The 16,466-nt window shown below is 35.7% G+C and carries 11 protein-coding genes and 1 rRNA gene; 9 read left to right on the forward strand and 3 right to left on the reverse strand.

From position 1 onward, the window contains the following. Positions 1-25 precede the first annotated feature (25 nt). The 6 genes from ACHRVX_RS21760 to ACHRVX_RS21785 all read left to right on the forward strand — a co-directional run bounded on the left by ACHRVX_RS21760 (position 26) and on the right by ACHRVX_RS21785 (position 11,077). Positions 26-2,302 carry a GH92 family glycosyl hydrolase gene (locus tag ACHRVX_RS21760; RefSeq protein ID WP_395336230.1) on the forward strand — a complete coding sequence of 759 codons (2,277 nt, stop codon included), beginning with the start codon at positions 26-28 and terminating at the stop codon, positions 2,300-2,302. Between the two features lie 13 nt (positions 2,303-2,315). After that, entirely contained in the window at positions 2,316-2,882 is a 567-nt protein-coding gene (locus tag ACHRVX_RS21765) for a hypothetical protein (protein ID WP_395336232.1), read from the forward strand. 178 nt (positions 2,883-3,060) lie between these two features. Further along, positions 3,061-4,812: an alkaline phosphatase D family protein gene (locus ACHRVX_RS21770; RefSeq protein WP_395336234.1), complete on the forward strand. Its 1,752-nt coding sequence runs from the start codon at positions 3,061-3,063 to the stop codon at positions 4,810-4,812. 273 nt (positions 4,813-5,085) lie between these two features. After that, positions 5,086-5,604: an STM3941 family protein gene (locus ACHRVX_RS21775; protein WP_395336237.1), complete on the forward strand. Its 519-nt coding sequence runs from the start codon at positions 5,086-5,088 to the stop codon at positions 5,602-5,604. Positions 5,605-5,726: 122 nt separating this feature from the next. Beyond that, positions 5,727-9,386 (forward strand): PAS domain S-box protein, encoded by a 3,660-nt coding sequence (locus ACHRVX_RS21780; protein WP_395336239.1) that lies wholly within the window; start codon positions 5,727-5,729, stop codon positions 9,384-9,386. 653 nt (positions 9,387-10,039) lie between these two features. After that, the gene (locus tag ACHRVX_RS21785) at positions 10,040-11,077 is read left to right on the forward strand and encodes an aldo/keto reductase (RefSeq protein WP_395336241.1); all 1,038 of its coding nucleotides are present in this window, start codon (positions 10,040-10,042) and stop codon (positions 11,075-11,077) included. A 106-nt stretch (positions 11,078-11,183) separates the two neighbouring features. Here the strand turns inward: ACHRVX_RS21785 and ACHRVX_RS21790 are convergent, their stop codons facing one another. Genes ACHRVX_RS21790 through ACHRVX_RS21800 form a run of 3 tightly spaced genes read right to left on the reverse strand, consistent with a single transcriptional unit; the run spans position 11,184 to position 13,456 of the window. Beyond that, positions 11,184-11,660, reverse strand: a complete 477-nt coding sequence (locus ACHRVX_RS21790; protein ID WP_395336243.1) for a hypothetical protein — start codon at positions 11,658-11,660, stop codon at positions 11,184-11,186. Positions 11,661-11,694: 34 nt separating this feature from the next. Further along, on the reverse strand, positions 11,695-12,114 hold the full coding sequence (locus tag ACHRVX_RS21795) for a Dabb family protein (RefSeq protein ID WP_395336245.1): 420 nt from the start codon (positions 12,112-12,114) through the stop codon (positions 11,695-11,697). Between the two features lie 13 nt (positions 12,115-12,127). Beyond that, positions 12,128-13,456 (reverse strand): hypothetical protein, encoded by a 1,329-nt coding sequence (locus tag ACHRVX_RS21800; protein ID WP_395336247.1) that lies wholly within the window; start codon positions 13,454-13,456, stop codon positions 12,128-12,130. A gap of 262 nt (positions 13,457-13,718) precedes the next feature. Here ACHRVX_RS21800 and ACHRVX_RS21805 point away from each other — a divergent pair, with 262 nt between their 5' ends. The 3 genes from ACHRVX_RS21805 to ACHRVX_RS21815 all read left to right on the forward strand — a co-directional run. Further along, entirely contained in the window at positions 13,719-14,408 is a 690-nt protein-coding gene (locus tag ACHRVX_RS21805; protein ID WP_395336250.1) for a response regulator transcription factor, read from the forward strand. Continuing rightward, a complete protein-coding gene (locus ACHRVX_RS21810) occupies positions 14,405-15,766 on the forward strand; it encodes an ATP-binding protein (protein ID WP_395336252.1) in 1,362 nt (453 codons plus the stop codon). The genes ACHRVX_RS21805 and ACHRVX_RS21810 overlap by 4 nt, the downstream gene beginning before the upstream one ends. Before the next feature lie 580 nt (positions 15,767-16,346). Then, positions 16,347-16,466 (forward strand): 16S ribosomal RNA (locus ACHRVX_RS21815); the annotation flags it as partial.

The following is a 16,466-nucleotide window of genomic DNA, read 5'->3' on the forward strand; positions in this document are numbered from 1 at the left end:
AAAGAAATGCCAGAGAAATAAAGAGATGGAAAGAAAAGCCAAAGTAATAATTTTTTTAAGCATAATATTGCTTTTTAGAATTACAGTTAACGCGCAGTATCAGGTTCATACTTCTGTAGACCCCATGATTGGATCAGAAGGAGTTGGCAGGGTTTTTATTGGTCCTTCCTGTCCTTACGGTATGGTAAAGCCAAGTCCGGATTGTACTTCGAGCCCCAATAGCGGCTGGCTTCCAATGCCAAAAGAAGTAACCGGTTTTAGTCAGGTACATGTAAGCGGAACAGGCGGAGGACCCAAATACGGGAACATTCAAATTATGCCATTTTCCGGTGCTTTAGACAAAATGGATCACACATCATTTAGAGCAGAAGAAAATGTAAAACTGGGTTATTATGAAACGGTTTTCAAGGAAAATAAAATTAAAACCGAAATCACTACAGGAGAAAAAGTATCATTTTATCGTATCACTTATCCAAAAAACACCTCAAAAGAATTAAAAATAGATCCGGGATTTTTTCTTGGAGAAGAAAAGATTCCTGATGCCCGAGAAGCCCAGCAGTTTGTAGGTTCGCAGATCGAAATTGTTTCCGATACTGAAGTTCGAGGATACAGCAGAATAAGAGGAGGCTGGAATAACGGACGCGCTTACACAGTTTATTTCTGGGCTGTTTTCGATCAGACAATTGCAAAATATGTAACTTTTAAAGACGGAAAATTTTATAACAATCAAAAAGCTCAGTTTGATTCCGGAAAAAAAACAGCCGCTTTACTTTCTTTTGGAAACACAGGAAAAGATGAACTAAATGTCAAAATCGGAATCTCCTTTTTAAGTGAATTAAAAGCAAAAAATAATGTTGAGGTTGAAATTCCACATTGGGATTTTAATACCGTTTTATCCACTTTAGAAAATAGATGGGAAAATTTATTAAGCCGAATTAAATTATCTGAAGATACATCAGTCGAATATAAAAAAATGTTCTACACCGGTTTATATCACACGATGATCATGCCGGTTGACAGAACAGGAGAAAATCCGTTATGGACAAATGACGAACCATATTATGATGATTTTTATACGATTTGGGACACTTTTAGAACTTCTAGCCCTTTAATTACACTGATCGATTCTAAACGTAAAGTCGAAATAATCAATGCGATGCTCAATATTTACAAACGCGAAGGCTTTTTACCTGAAGGAAGAAGCGGAAACGACAACGGACGAACACAAGGCGGCTCAAATGCTGAGGTTGTTCTGGCCGATGCATTTGTAAAAAACTTAAAAGGAATCGATTACGAACTCGCTTTGCAGGCAATGCTCAAAGATGCAACTGTGCCGCCGGGAGGAAATGAAGAAAAAGAAGGAAGAGGCGGACTTTTAGATTATCTCCAATTAGGCTACGTTCCCTACGGCACAGACCGCGCAGGAAACAGAACAATCGATTATGCATACAACGATTATAATATTGCCATTCTAGCCAAAGGTTTAGGCAGAACAGATTTGTACGATCAATACATCAAACAAGCAGACAGCTGGCAGAATTTATGGCGTTCTGATTATGAAAACAAGGGAGCGAAAGGTTTTATTATGCCAAAAGGCAAAGATGGAAAATGGCTGGATGATATTGTTTTTGGAGAATCAAAAATCCAGAAACCTACTTTTAAATATACGCCTGTAATTATCGAATCGCCTTGGTATGTATGTCATTGGTGCGTGTTTTTCTACGAAGGAAATTCTTGGGAATATTCCTTTAGCATTCCGCATGATATTCCGGAAGTGGTTCGTAAATCAGGCGGAGAAAAAGCTTTTGAAGACCGATTGAATACGTTCTTTAATTCAGAATTGTATAATGTGGCCAATGAACCTTCGTTTTTAACGCCGTGTTTATATCACTGGATAGGAAAACCGTATTTGAGCAGTGACCGAATCAGAACGATTATCAAAAACAATTTCAATACTTCAAAAAAAGGACTTCCCGGCAATGACGATTCAGGCGCAATGTCTTCCTGGCTTGCATTTCACATGATGGGATTATATCCAAATGCCGGACAGCCTTATTATCTGATTAATACGCCTTTGATAAAAGAAACAACCATGCAATTAGAAAATGGTAAAAAGTTTACTATTTCGGCTAAAAAAATGAGTGATAAAAACAAGTACATAAAAGCCGCATTTTTAAACGGAAAACCATACAATAAAGCATGGATTTTACATGAGGATATTAATAACGGAGGAGAATTAGTTTTAGAAATGGACTCAAAACCTTCGGCTTGGGGAAGTATTATTTTACCTCCGGCTAAATAAAATGACAAGCAATATGAAAAATATATTTTTAATGATTGTCTTCTTTACGGTTTATCAAAAAGGAACAGCGCAGAATTACATTCCAATAATTAAAAACAATACTGAACTAAGTTATGTCTGCAAACTGCACGGACAAACCAGAGCTTTATCGCTTACGGCTCAAACAGCTGGTGACGGACTTACTTTTAAACTGGAAACCAGAGGCGTAAAAAGCAGTATTGTTATGCTTCCCGAAGCTGTAAAAAACGGAAACGCCTTAAGCTTCAATCAGGGAGAATACGCCCCGGTTTTAAACTTAAAACCTACAGAGACTTTTTTTATGATTTCAAGATCAGCTTATCAGGAATTAGTACAAAATGGTTCATTCGTTTATAATAATACAACCTATGTTTTAGATAAAAACGAAGATAAAAATGGTGTTTCTATTGACGGAAAATTAATCGAGGCATTGCATGTAATCGCAAAAATTGATGCAACCGAAATGTGGATTATCAAAAATCCTGAGTTTCCATTAATCTGTAAAATTTCTCGAAATCCATTAGGGATAGATTTTACATTGTTGCAAATAGTTTACAATTAATATTGGCTTTGAAATTTTAATAAATAATAAACGAGAACAAAAGTACTCGATAGTTAGGGATCGAATCTTTATAACTTATTATAGTAAATGGATTGTTAATATTAAGGTACGCTAATATTAAAAATGCCATAACCTGAGTTGTAAGATTAAATTGTTTTTTTGATATAAAAATTTTTTTATGGAAAATAACAATGATTTAAGCAGAAGAAGGTTTCTTAGAAATTCTTTATTGGTTGCAGGAGGAGTTTTCATCGCCCCACTTATTGAAAGCTGTAGTGACGATGACAAACCGGATAACAGCGGTGCACCGGATGGAATGAAAAATGAAGGGTTTGAGACAGGAGTAGCCAGTTTTGACCCCACTGAAACAGGAGTGATTATCTGGACAAGATATTCTACAGGTTCAGATGCTGAAATTACCTGGGAGTTAAGTAAGGATGCCACATTTTCTGAAGTAACAAGAAAAGGGCAGGCCGGAGCATCTTCCACAAATGATTTTACAATAGCGGTAGATGTTCAGAACATTCCTTCCAATACAAAATATTATTATAGATTTTATAATGCCAAAACCAAACAAGTAACTGTTACCGGAGAAACACGAACTCTGCCGTCTAAAACAGATATTGTAAATGATGTGAAAATGGCTGTTGTATCCTGTTCTAATTTTCCGGCAGGACTTTTTAATGTGTATGGAGCGATTGCTTCTTCAGATGTTGATGTAGTAGTTCATCTTGGAGATTATATTTACGAATATGCGCCGGGACAGTATGGAACAAATCCTTTTACCAACGCGCTGGGCAGAGAACATAAACCAGCCAGGGAGATTACAAGCCTTAGCGATTACAGAGAACGATACAGACAATATAGAGGAGATAAAAATCTTCAGCTTCTTCATCAGAAAAAACCTTTTATATGTGTTTGGGATGACCATGAGTTTGCCAACGACACCTATAAATCCGGTGCTGAAAACCATCAGCCGTCCGAAGGAGATTTTCAGATGAGAAAAATGGCGGCTTTTCAGGCCTACAGCGAATATATTCCGCTTAAAACAGGAAAAGATCTTAGAATTTACAGAAGTTTTAATTTTGGTAATATTCTTTCACTTTATATGATGGATACCAGAGTTATAGCAAGAGATAAGCAGATGAGTTATGCTGATTATATTGATAATGGCGGAAATTTTGACCAGACAAAATTCAGAACTGATCTGTTAAGCACCAGCAGAAAATTAATTGGAACCGAGCAAATGACTTGGCTGGGATCACAGATCAATGCAGATACTGCTAAATGGAAAGTATTAGGACAGCAGATCCTGATGACAAAAATGCTGATTCCTGCAGAGTTGCTGTTGCTTTTGAATCAGGTTTTAGCAGAAGTGGATCATTTTGGAAGTGCACAGCCAGCGACCATGCAGGCTCTTATTGGTGCAATCTCTGCACTTGTTGTTCTTAAAATGAGACATAAACAAAATGACCCGTCCTTAACTGCTCAGGAAATTGCGAGAGTTACGACAACTTTACCTTATAATCTGGATGCGTGGGATGGTTATTTTGCAGAAAGGGAACAATTGTATGCAATGCTTTCCGGAAAAAATGTCGTGGTTTTAGCCGGAGATACTCATAATGCATGGATGGGTAAACTTACCGACATGCAGGGTAAATTTATAGGTACTGAAATAGCATGCAGTTCTGTTTCATCACCAGGATTGGAAGCTTATCTTGGAATTAGCTCAGACCCTGCAAAAGCGATGGAACTGGCACAAGCATTTACAGTACTTATAGATGATTTAGAATATGCAAATTTGCATAAACGAGGATATACATATCTTAAATTCACACCATCTGGTTCTGAAGCAGAATGGCGATTTGTAGAGAATGTGACCACTGAAACTACCACTACTATTACAGAAAAAAAATATACTATAGCATAGTTTATTAGGTACTCATTGATTTTTTTGGTAATCCCTAAAAACAAAATACATTGATATTGTAATTTAATCGGGACAAGAGTAATCATGTTCCGATTTTTTATTTCAGATGATCTATGCTCGTAGCCTGTAAGATCAGTGAAATTAATGATAGTTCACATTTTTTAAAATGAAAAGTTGCAGCAAAACCAGCTTAATTTCTATTTCTGAAATTTTTGACGTAAATTGTATCTTCATTATTAATTTTAATAACAAATAAATTTTTTACTACAATCCATGAATGAAGAAACAAAATTATACCGTAACGCTAAAAAAACGAGAAATTTACTTTTATATGCCAGTTCTGTCACCCTTATATTAATTATAGTATTGTTATATGGTATTGGGATTTTTGATGCTATAGTAAAAACCAAGGTAGCCATTTTTTCAGGTGCTGCTCTTTTAATTATGGTTTTTCTTATGTTTAAATGTATAGAAGGAGTACGGGATAAATCCCCATTGATTCAATTTGACTCAACTGGTTTTTATGGAAAAACAACCCCTTTATCAAAAGCTTTTGGCAGAGTAGAATGGTCAGATGTAACTGATATCCAATTACAGAAAACAGGAGGTGATACTTTAGTGATTACTACCGTTGGTAATACTGATAAATATGTGGGGCGTCTTTCAAAATTAATGTGGAAAATGGCTTACGACGAACAAAATTCGCAACTGAATTTAATGTACTCTGCTTCAGAAATAGATATTGACGCAAAACAACTATATGATCTGTTTTTAAAATATTGGAAAAGATAATATGGTGTAAATTCTTTTAAATCGTTTATAAGGTAATGAGTTGTAACAATTGGCTAATTGGTGGTAAATAAAAAATAACGTATCTTTCAAACTTCAAAATTTTTAATCAAATAATTAAATTAGTGCAAGCAGGCGATAGGGGATTTGAATATCCATTTTTTAGAAATGAGGGTGAAATGGTTACTCTCACAAGACAATATAATTGGTCAAATACTTCTCTTGGTTCCTTTGATGTTTGGTCAGAAAAGCTACATACTGCACTGGAAATTATGTTTGGTTCCAGTATTCCCATGTTTTTGATTTGGGGCTCAGAAAAATTATTTTTTTATAACGATTCTTTTAAACCACTGCTTGAAACCACTGGAAAACATCCTGAAGCCTTAGGAAAATCAATACAAAATGTGTTAGATGACGATTGGAATGTTGTGTCTGCTACCATATTAAAAATAATGGGCACTGACGTTTCAAAAGCAGAAGATAATATTATAGCAAAAGTAGTTCGCAATAAACAAGTTCAGCCAATTTATCTGACTATTGGATATAGCTCTATTATTGAATTAAATGGTAAGAATATTGGAGTTTTTGCTACATGTATTGAAAATTCTGCAGTTCTTCCTGATGCGCTAAAATCAAATAGCGTGAGATCTCAGGTTCATAATGTTTTAATGCAGTCAAATGTAGGAATTGCTCATGCAACCATATCGGGACAGGTTTTAGATGTTAACGATCGCTATTGCCAGATGCTTGGTTACTCCCGTGAAGAAATATTGAGCATGACACTGGGAGAATTGACACATCCTGATGACATGGAGCGTAATATGACACTATTGAAAGATTGTATCGATAATGGCATTGATTTCCTGATTACCAAACGCTACGTTCGCAAAGATGGTACAGAAATATGGGTAAACAATAGTGTATCTGTAGTAGTAGATACATTAGGTAAAAAATACATGACCGCTATTGCTATTGATATTACGGATGAAAAGGAAAAAGAAGAACAATTGTTCGCCAGTGAAGCGCGCTTTCGTGCTCTGATTTCAAAAGCGCCTGTTGCTACAGCACTTTTCCGTGGTCCGGAATTTTATATAGAACTTGCTAATGATGTTATGCTTGCTTATTGGGAGAAAGACACTTCTGTAATTGGGCAAAAATTAACCAATGAAATTTCACTGTTAAGAGGAGAGGATATTTTGCCTCATCTTGAACAGGTATATAATACGGGTTTGGAATTTAAAGCTACTGCGGTTGCAATGCGTAGGAGCACTGCAGACCCAGAGCGCTATTTTGATTATTCATTGACTCCATTATTTAACGAAGGATCAGCAGTTTATGCTATTTTGCATATGTGTTCTGAGGTCACTGATACCGTTCTGTCACAACAAAAAAATGCAGAAAGCCAAAAGGAACTATTAGCAATGTTTGAGCAATCTCCGGTGGCCATTGCAACCATAAGTACGGGAGATGAACTTAGATTTGAAAGTGCCAATAATTTTTATGGTGAACTTGTGGGTCGTTCTCCTGAGCAGATAGTTGGAAAACCTTTGCTTGAAGCACTCCCGGAACTTAAAGGTCAGGGTTTTGATGAATTATTGAGAAAAGTAGCCACTACTGGTGATCCTTTTGTAGCTAAAGAAGTAGAAGTAGAATTGCTTAGAAACGGTTCACTTGAAAATATTTACGTCGATCTTACCTATCAGATTAATCGCAATTCTAGCGGCCATGTAAGTGGCTTACTGGTTGTAGCTACAGATGTAACCCGCCAAGTTCTGAGCCGCAGGGAAGTGGAACAAAGTGAAAGTAAGCTGCAGGCTCTTATAGCTGCTGCACCAGCAGGTATTGGCTTATTTGTAGGACGTGACCTTATTATAGAATACCCAAATCAGACCTTTATCGATATTGTTGGAAAAGGGCCTGATATTAAAGGTCTGCCATTGCGTGAAGCAATGCCGGAACTTATAACAGAAGGCCAGGAATATCTAAAAATATTAGATGATATTTTTACAACAGGAATACCTTTTATATCACCTGCCTCTCTCGTGAAAATTGTGCAGAATGGTATACTGAATGACAATTATTATAATATTTCGTATACACCGCTACGAGATACTGCAGGTGAAATATATGCTATTTTGGATATTGCCATTGATGTTACAACTCAGGTTCATGCACAGCAGGCGATGGAAGAAAGCGAAGCACATTTACAGCTTTTAAGAGATACTGTACCAGCCATGATTTTTTATCTTGACGACAATCAACGTTATCTTTCATGCAATAAGGTATTTGAACAATGGTTTATGGTTGAAAAAGATGAAGCCATTGGGAAAACAGTTCGTGAATTTCTGGGAGAAGCTGCATACGAGAAAACACGCCCTCACCTTGAGGTTGCATATGGCGGACAGCAGGAAAAATATGAAATGTTTTCTCCTTCGAGAATGGGTACCGATAGGTGGCTCAGCATTGTCTATACGCCACATAAAAACAGCGAAGGAAAGGTTATTGGAATAATTGTTCTTGCTACCGATATAACACAGAGTAAACAGGGAGAAATTTCTTTACTCGAATCAATAAAAAAGATCGAACAAGCCGAACAGGCACTTCGCAATGCCGTTGAGCTGGCAGAACTCGGTACTTGGTCTATGGATATAGCTGCGGGCATTAGTACTTTATCTGAACGACATGCCGAAATGTTTGGGTTCACCGGTATTACTATAAAAGCAAAAGAAGCTCTTTCGGTAATTCAGGATGCAGATATCGATAGGGTTTTAGAAGCTTTCTACGGAGCACAGCAAATTGGTTCGGAAGGTAAATACGAAGCTGAATACCGAATTACCAATCCCCTTACAGGCAATACACAGATCATACATTCGATTGGACAGACTTATTTTAATAAGGAAGGAAAACCCGTAGTGATAAACGGCACGTCAAAAGACATAACAATTCAGCGTGAGTTGCAATTAACATTAGAGAATGAGGTACAGCTCAGAACAAAAGAACTGGACAGTGTATTAAAAGATTTGCAGGCTTCGAACAGTGAGTTGGAACAGTCCAATAATGCCCTGACACATTCAAATGAAGAACTGGCGCAGTTTGCTTATGTTGCAAGCCATGACCTGCAGGAACCACTGCGAAAAATCCGCTTTTTTGCCGATATGCTTAAAGACGGAAAATCTACTATGAGTCAGGAGAATATCATTGGCAAAATTGTACATTCGGCTACTCGTATGAGTCAGCTTATTACAGATCTGCTTACTTTTTCTCGTCTTTTGGAACCTGAGAAGAATTTTCAGCCAGTTGATACTGCCATACTGATCGATAAAATTTGGACAGACTTTGAACTCGCCATAGAGGAAAAAAATGCCATTATTGTTACTGAAAATCTACCGGTTATTCAAGCTGTAGGACTCCAGATGAATCAGCTGTTTTATAATTTGATGAGCAATGCGCTCAAATTTACAAAACCAGAAATTGCTCCTTTGATCACGGTAAGTGCTAATTATGTGCCAGCTCTATACGTAGCTAATTTTACCAAAGCACAATTAAGTGCTGACAACTACCATCATATTATCTTTAGTGATAATGGCATTGGATTTAATAAAGATTATGAAAACCAGATTTTTGAAATCTTTAAACGCTTGCACGGACAAAATATTTTTCCAGGATCAGGGATAGGTCTTGCCTTATGCAGACGAATTGTGATGAATCATCAGGGGGTAATATACGCAGAATCAGAACCCGAAAAAGGAACCAGCTTTCATATTTTTATGCCTGATCTATCCTGAAAAAACAGTAAAAATATAACATAGTTGACTTATTATAAGTTGTTTATTAAACTTGTTTGAATTTGTATCGGAAGTTAGATGTTGAATTTGGGAAAGCAATTTCAGCATCTTTTCCACTCTCAAAGTGGTCACAAATTAAGACTTAAACAGCAGTCAAACGGGTTGGACTGTTGCGCCAGTATTCGACTATTTTGAATCATAATTTTATAGGTTGAAAAATCCTCTTCTTTTTTTTAAAAAAATACCCTGTATTACAGTCATATTCTTTAAATACATTTCCAGGATTCTTTGAGGTGGAAAGAAAAATGTAAAGTGCGCATTTTTTATTTATTTCAGAATTTTAAGTTGGTAATTCTTACTTCATTACTTTTTTTGTGGTGTTTTAATTTTCGAAATTTGACAAATTTGCAGAAACTAATTTTGGTAATGATGAACTTTAAATGCCACTTTCACTAAATACTTTGTAATAAAAACAGGGTTATAACCTATAAATTCTTACGTTAAAGCTGTAAATAATGTAATTATGAATTGTAATCTTATACTATTTAAAAAAGGGATAGACGGAAATTTGTATCTCAGTTAACATTGGCGGTAATTGCTGCAGCTTTTGTGTGTTTTTACCTTTATTCGGAAATTTTTTAAATAGAACTGTTATGAAAGAAAATGATAATAAATACAAACGTTACCGCCCTATAAGTGTTTCAGGATTAGGCGGTGTAGCAGCAGGAAACGGATTTCATGAGAATCCAGATAGTAGTGTAACCGCAGCACTTGAAGCAGCATGGGACAGCGGTATACGCTATTTCGATACTTCACCGTGGTATGGATTGGGATTAAGTGAGCGCCGTTTTGGACATTTCCTTAGAAACAAGAAACGCGAAGAATATACCCTTTCTACAAAAGTGGGACGTTTGCTCAATCCCGACAAAGATTTTAAACTTGAAAAAGGATTATGGAAAGGAAAACTTGATTTTTCCTACCGTTATGATTATTCCGCAGCTGGAACCAGAAAAAGTATCGAAGACAGCTTACAGCGCTTGGGAGTGCCTTATTTGGATATAGTTTACATACACGATTTGTCGCCAGATAATCAGGACATGAAAGAAAACTGGCTCAAATATTTTGATGAAGCAATGAAAGGCGCAATTCCGGAACTGACAAAAATGCGTGAAGAAGGAATTATAAAAGCGTGGGGTTTTGGTGTAAATACTCTTGAGCCAGCCTTAAAAGCAATCGAACAGGCAGATCCTGATATTTTTCTTTCTGCAACACAATACTCGCTTATCAAGCATGAAGACGCATTGAACAAGTTATTTCCAGTCTGTGAAAAAAGAGACATTTCTATAGTAGTTGGTGCGCCTTTAAATGCAGGATTTTTAGCAGGCGTAGAACGATACGACTATTCGGGGACTTTTCCGGAGGGTGTAATTGAAAAAAGATCTAAATTACTTGCTGTAACTAAAAAACATGGCGTTGATATTCGTACAGCAGCGCTTCAGTTTTCGGCCGCTCCAAAAGTGGTTTCAGGAGTTATTCCTGGTGCGTGGAATCGTGAGCAGGTAACTGCCAACGCTGCATCTTTTAAAGCTGCAATTCCTAAAGCATTTTGGGAAGAGCTTAAAAGTGAAAAACTTATAGCTGAAAATGCTCCGGTTCCTGAAGATAAAAAAGAATTAGGTTTTAGAAAATAGTCTAAAAATTTTTGAATCAAGTTTCACATTGGAACAATCTCAAATATAAAAAATGTGCTTGATTATCAGGCACATTTTTTATATATAAATAGAATTAAAAAAAACTTTAGTCTTTTGATTCAGGCTCAAAAAGATCATCTGAATTTTCAGTGATAGGAATATATAAACGTTCCCAAACGTCATTATCTACTTTATCCCAGCTGTGACCTTTGCCTTTAAGATCCTCTGCCACTAAAACTACTCCAGGTTCTATGATAAAAGTACTGCCGTCTGACACCTTAAATTTGATTTTACCTTTAACCGTTATTACAAATTGTTTTCTTGGCGCCGGGTGTGCATTTTTTTCCCAATCTTCGGTTTTATTGCTATACCAGAATGAAGCCGTATTCATGTGCTTTAACGATGGTATAGAACCTTTTTCAAACGAACAGGTTCCATCGGGATTATTGTAAAGTCGGTAAGCTGGAATATCAGAAGCTTCTTCCATGGATTTTACTTTAAGTTTTTTATTTTCTTGTGCATTATTGCTGTTAACTGACATAAGAGCCAAAATTAGGATGAAACCTTTTATTAGATTTTTCATTTTGATAGTAATTTTAAAGATAATAATTATTTTTTTATTGATTATAAACTGAATCGTGAACCATCATTTTATTAAAAAATGGTTTGTATTTTGCGACCAAAGCTAGATGTCCGTCAAGCTTTCCGTAGGTTTCTAAATCTTCCAGAGAATCAAATTCCATAGAAGCGTTGTAGCTAAAAGAATTGTCCATAACAGGTCTTGGCGTTGAGTTTGCCGGTCCACCGTAACGTACATTTTTTACGTAAGGCAGTTTTTTAAGTCCTTCAAAAAAGTTTTTAAATTCTTCTACCTGAGCTTCTGTCAATTCTGGTTTAAGCCAAAATAAGAGGTAATGAAAATAAACGGGTTTAGACTGTTTTTCGGTTTCCTCTATACTGTTTGCCAATACGTTTTCTCCTGTAAGAGCAAGTGCTCCCGCGCTCGCTGATGCCATAATAAAATTTCTTCTTTTCATAATATTGTTTTTTTTAATTAAAGTCGATTCTGTATTTCAATACAAACTGCCATTTTCTGTCTGATATATCGGCTTGACCGGAATTATTTAAGACATAAACAGGTCGGTTTTGAGCGTCAACGGTAAGTCTTGAAGACATGCCGTTCATTAGTAATGATACACCGGCATCATAAGTCAAAGCTTTGTCATGAAGTCCGTCAAGATCAGATAACATTACACTCGCAGCAGGCTGTAATTGCAGATTGTTCTTGTCTTTGTTGAAGTAGGGGAGTGTACCGCCAATTTGTAGATAATACGTATTACCGGTTCCAATAACAGGCGAATTATTACCAGCACCGTTCAAACTGCTATCGGCTGAATTTACACCGCTTGCAGGATTACTCACACCAGAATAACGCACATAGTTAGGACCGTAATTATTGTTCATCGCCATGGCATAAGCACTAAACGATGTACCTCGTTCTTTGTTTATCGGCGTATCATAGAAAAGGTCAACGGCAAAGCTTTTCTCATCATCATTGATAGTAGTTTTTGCTTCGTCCAGATGCCACAGTGCATTGTGCATATATTCAAATCCTGCTCCTAAAGCAAGCACTTTCTTTTTACCGCTGTACGTTCCGGAATGAAAGGGTGAAGAATTGTTTTCTGATTCAAAGAATTCGTATTTAAAGTATCCTGAATAATCTTTGTTAGGATGTGTTTTACTAAACGTTGCCAAGTTATATTGCGGGTCTGCACTTACATTCGTATACGGATCTGCAATAACCAAACGGTAATCGAACTTACCAATTTGACCTTTTGCATAAATGCTTAATTGCCTTACTGTTTCATCAGAGATTCCTGCATTTCCGGTAGCATAAGATGGTAAATCGTATAATAAAGTGTTCAATGGACCTGTAGTAAATCTCGATAAACCTCTCCAGGTAGATCGCCCTGCACCAGCAGCAATTATATCATTAAATTTATATTCTGCGTAAGCATCCAAAAGTTCAAATGCTGGAGTAGTTTTCGAAGCTACATTTACATTAGTCAAGCCACCTTGCAATACAAAAGTGAAATTTTCAGTAGGCTGATATGCCATTTTTACCCTGACTCTTCGCAATGATAAATCGGATATACTATTGACTTGTTCACCATTTACCAAACTTCCCGGATTTAGTTCTAAATAACGCGCCCATATTTCGGTATAACCACTAAAAGAGATCGAGCGTGTTTTTTCATCGTTTAAATAATGTGTTAGTGTTGGATTTCCAAAATCGTTCTTTTTTTGGGCACTTACCGTGTTGAGCAAGCCTGTTAGAAGAGAAAAACATATCCCAATTTTTAAATAACCTGTTTTCATTTATCGTTAAAATTTACATTTTGTTTGTAGTGATCACTACTTTGTTTTTGACAGTACAAAGGTAGATTCAGCATGTTCTTTGGGTTATTAGAAAAGTATTAGAAAGGCTTTAGAATGTTATTAGAGAAAGGGTTGTTTTTAGTTTAAATAATTGAAATTCAGTACTTTTTTGTTAGTCTTCTAAATAAGCGACAGATAAGCATCCTTCTGAAAAAGAAAATATTGTCGTAATTTTGAGCCAGATTTAAAAGGGACAGGTAGAATGAAGATCTTAATAGTGGAAGATAACAGCCGGGTTTCTGCATTACTGAAACGCGGATTAGAAAGTCAGGAGTATCAGGTTTATATTGCAGAAGAAGCAGAAGAAGGATTGATACTTCTGGAAAAAATAGATTTCAATTTGATTATTACAGATATCATGCTGACGGGAATGGACGGAATTACCTTCTGTAAAAAAATCCGTCATTCCGGAAAAAAAATCCCCATTATTATGCTGACAGCACTGGGAACTATCGATGAAAAAATTGAAGGTTTTGATGCCGGCGCGGATGATTATCTTGTAAAACCCTTTGAAATACGTGAACTTTATGCAAGGGTAAAAGCTTTGTTACAGCGTAAAATCGATAGCGTTCATATTTCTGAAGAGAGCTCTCAGATTACCTATAATGATGTGGTGCTGGACAAACGTACCAAAGTTATTTACAGACAAGGCGTAACCATTAATCTTACTCCGAAAGAATTTAATCTGCTTCATTTTATGATGCAGAATCCGGAACGACTTCTTACGCGGGACGAAATAGCGGATAATGTCTGGGGAAATAATTTTGATACCGGAACCAATTATATTGATGTTTATATAGCGTATCTGCGCAAAAAAATTGACAAAGGTTTTGATCAAAAACTGATTCATACAAAAGTAGGAATGGGATTTATTTTAAGCAGTAAAATATGAAATTAGTAACCCGAACTGCTCTTGCTTACGCTATTTTAACTGCTTTTATTCTTTTTGTTTTTGCATACAGCGTCTATTTTGTTTCGGAACAAAACAGGAAAGAGGAATTTTTTGATCGTTTGGATTATAAAATAATCTGGCGCGCCGAGTTTATATTTGATGCTCAGATTAATAAAAATCTGATAAAATTTCTTCATACTAAAAACAAAAAAGTACTAAACGAAGCAGATATAAGTGTGTACGACAGCGACTTTAATCTTTATTTTTCAGACAATATGCCTCCGCTTGGCGAAAAAAAAATATTGAAGTCTGTAAAAAAGCATAAATCAGTAAATTGGGAAGATGATAAATACCAGTATCGTGGCATTTTATACACAGATAATAACAAAGAATATTACATTGTAGGAAGGGCAATAGATGTAACCGGTATGAATCATATTAATGCTTTTAAGGAAAATGTACTTTATGTATATTTTATTTCTATTGTATTGGTTTTTATAATTGGTTTCGGATTTTCGTATTACACGTTACAGCCTTTAAAAGATATTATCTTTCAAATCAGAGATATATCTGAGCATAATCTTAATAAGCGAATCGTAGTTCCAAAAGCAAAAGATGAACTTTACGAGCTTACGCAGACTTTTAATGAAACCTTTAATCGTTTAGAAAAATCGTTTAATAACCATCGAAATTTTGTTACTACAATTTCACATGAATTCCGCACGCCTCTTTCTATTTTAATTGCAGAAATTGAACTCGGAAAAGAACTCAATCGTACGATTGACGATTATAAAGTTTCCTTAGACAATGCATTGGAAGAAGCCAATCATGTTTCACAGCTTTCTAATGCACTACTTGACTTTGCCCGCGCCAATTATGATATTTCACAAATAGCAATGTCAAATATTCGAATAGATGAGGTTTTGGTCGATGCCAAGTTAAATCTGCTGAATAAGAAAGATGTAAAATATAAGATAGGTATAAGCTATGCAGAATTAGATGATACGGATGGAAATTTCTATAATTATTTTGGAAACCCCTACCTGCTCCAGTCAGCGTTTTCGAATATTATGGAAAATGCATGCAAATATTCTGAAGATCATTCCTGCCATGTAGATATAAATGCTTCTGCCAAAAACATTATCATAACTTTCTCTGACAATGGAATTGGTATACCTGCAGCAGACCTGGAGCAGGTGTATAATTTGTTTTATAGAGGAAAAAACAAAAATTATGAAAATGGTTATGGCATTGGATTGTCTGTCGTTAAACAAATCGTAAGCCTTCACAATGGTTCAATTGATGTTAGTTCAATTGTTGGAAAAGGGACAAAATTTACCATTGAACTGCCTGTATAAATGCCAGCAATAGCAAATGTACAAATATCTGAAAGTAACCAATTAGTATTTTCTGTTGAACAAGAGCCCAAATGTTATTTTCCTGAATTTACAATGGGATTTTTATACAGTCTCGAAATCAAATTATACAACACCTTGTCATTATATAAAACTTTTTTTAAATATAGCATTTTGCAAAGTCATATAATGATGTGGATCTGGTTGAATATTTCATAAATAAAGTATTTTTTTAAAGATATTTTTGTTTAAAAAACAATAATACAAGAAAATACTTTCAATAAATTTTAAAATTTCAATCTCTAAATTTAAGGATATCAGAAAGTTAAGAAAAAATGCTAAAAAACATTGTAAAAAATCGATAAGAAGTCTTGTAGATTCTAATAAACTCACTACTTTTGCATCCGCTTTGAGAAACAAGCGAAACAAAAATTGAAACACGTTCGTAGACATATTGAATTGACAGCCGTTTTAACAGAGATGTTAAAACAAAAGAATAAAGAGTAAGATAATCGAGAGATTTAAAAGAACCGATAGAGACTGATTCGAATAACAATAGCTTGAGCAATCGAGCAAACAATATACGATGAAGAGTTTGATCCTGGCTCAGGATGAACGCTAGCGGCAGGCTTAACACATGCAAGTCGAGGGGTATTTATCTTCGGGTAGAGAGACCGGCGCACGGGTGCGTAACGCGTATGCA

Source organism: Flavobacterium sp. FlaQc-47 (assembly GCF_044006475.1).
Classification (GTDB): Bacteria; Bacteroidota; Bacteroidia; order Flavobacteriales; family Flavobacteriaceae; genus Flavobacterium.

What these genes read in the sequence shown, in the direction of transcription:
- ACHRVX_RS21765 (WP_395336232.1), top strand. Translation starts at nt 2,316, where the DNA reads ATGAAAAATATATTTTTAATGATTGTCTTCTTTACGGTTTATCAAAAA.
- ACHRVX_RS21760 (WP_395336230.1), top strand. Translation starts at nt 26, where the DNA reads ATGGAAAGAAAAGCCAAAGTAATAATTTTTTTAAGCATAATATTGCTT.
- ACHRVX_RS21810 (WP_395336252.1), top strand. Translation starts at nt 14,405, where the DNA reads ATGAAATTAGTAACCCGAACTGCTCTTGCTTACGCTATTTTAACTGCT.
- ACHRVX_RS21790 (WP_395336243.1), bottom strand. Translation starts at nt 11,660, where the DNA reads ATGAAAAATCTAATAAAAGGTTTCATCCTAATTTTGGCTCTTATGTCA.
- ACHRVX_RS21785 (WP_395336241.1), top strand. Translation starts at nt 10,040, where the DNA reads ATGAAAGAAAATGATAATAAATACAAACGTTACCGCCCTATAAGTGTT.
- ACHRVX_RS21795 (WP_395336245.1), bottom strand. Translation starts at nt 12,114, where the DNA reads ATGAAAAGAAGAAATTTTATTATGGCATCAGCGAGCGCGGGAGCACTT.
- ACHRVX_RS21800 (WP_395336247.1), bottom strand. Translation starts at nt 13,456, where the DNA reads ATGAAAACAGGTTATTTAAAAATTGGGATATGTTTTTCTCTTCTAACA.
- ACHRVX_RS21775 (WP_395336237.1), top strand. Translation starts at nt 5,086, where the DNA reads ATGAATGAAGAAACAAAATTATACCGTAACGCTAAAAAAACGAGAAAT.
- ACHRVX_RS21805 (WP_395336250.1), top strand. Translation starts at nt 13,719, where the DNA reads ATGAAGATCTTAATAGTGGAAGATAACAGCCGGGTTTCTGCATTACTG.
- ACHRVX_RS21770 (WP_395336234.1), top strand. Translation starts at nt 3,061, where the DNA reads ATGGAAAATAACAATGATTTAAGCAGAAGAAGGTTTCTTAGAAATTCT.